Annotated in this window: 1 pseudogene; it reads right to left on the bottom strand. The window is 70.4% G+C overall.

The annotated features are described in order from the left end of the window. Positions 1–925, bottom strand: a pseudogene (locus FOE67_RS26635) (hypothetical protein); the annotation flags it as partial. Positions 926–1,065: the final 140 nt, after the last annotated feature.

Below are 1,065 nucleotides of genomic sequence, written 5' to 3'. Positions count from 1 at the left end.
ACCCCACCCCGCGCAGCACGCTCGCCTGGATGCCGCCCAGCACGGGCGCGTTGATCCGCATCGGGGTGATCATCCCCGAGGAGTTGCGCACCCACAGGGTGGTGATCCGGGTGCCGCCGCCGAAGGCACTGGTCAGCCGCATCGCGGAGAAGACGTTCGGGCCCAGTTTGAAGAAGTCCCGGGTGCTCCGGAAACCGTTCCCCAGCGCCGTCCACACCTTGCCGATGTTCAGGGCCCGGGTACTGGGCGCGATGATGCCCAGGATCGCGAAGACCAGCTCGGCGACCCCCGCCCTGCCCTGCGAGAAGTCGATCGCGGTCTTGATGAGGATGGCGGTGTTCAGCGCGATGGTGAACAGGGCGAGCGGGCCGCCGACGAGGATGGCGGGGATGATCAGGATGATGGCCAGCCACTGGAGGGCCTTCCAGATCTCCTCGCAGGCGTCCACCGGCGAGGAGATGCTCGACGCGGCCGAGCGCAGCACCCGGGCGGCCTCGTTACCGGCCTCGCGCTGTCGGGCCCCGGCCTCCTCGGCCTCCCCGCGGAGCCTGCTCCGCTCGGCCTCCGCCTCGTCGTCGTCCCCCAGTCCGCGGGCGGCCTCCAGCGCGGCGTCGGCCTTGCGCTGCTCCTCGACCATCACCCCGTGATAGGTGGTGAGAGCGTCCCCGGCGTTCCGGTGGGCCTCGGCGAAGGTCTCCACGAACTTCCGCAGCTTGTTGTCGATCACGTCGCGGAGCGCGTCGGCGGTCTTGCCGACGAAGGAGCCGTCGGTGGTGTTGCGGACGTTCTTCAAACCCTCGTCCACCACCCCCGCCAGGTCGACCAGTTCCTTCTGGGAGGCGATGACCCTCTCCAGGCGGGAGGCGTCGCCGGGGGTGGGGTCGTTCGAGAGGCCGAGCACGCTCCAGTCGGTGGGACGGGGCACGGGTCTCTCTCCTCTCGGCGGGGCGGCGCGACCGGTGGGCGCCGGCGGGGCCCGTCCGGCGGATGGACGGGCCGGGACGGGAAGGGGGGCTGTGTCTTATACACATTTGACGCTGCCGACGAAGCTGACGCTGGAGTGTG

The organism is Streptomyces calidiresistens (assembly GCF_014141525.1).
Lineage (GTDB): Bacteria > Actinomycetota > Actinomycetes > Streptomycetales > Streptomycetaceae > Streptomyces > Streptomyces calidiresistens.
Note: the sequence above shows the minus strand (reverse complement) of the source record. Positions and strands in the feature narration are given on the sequence as shown.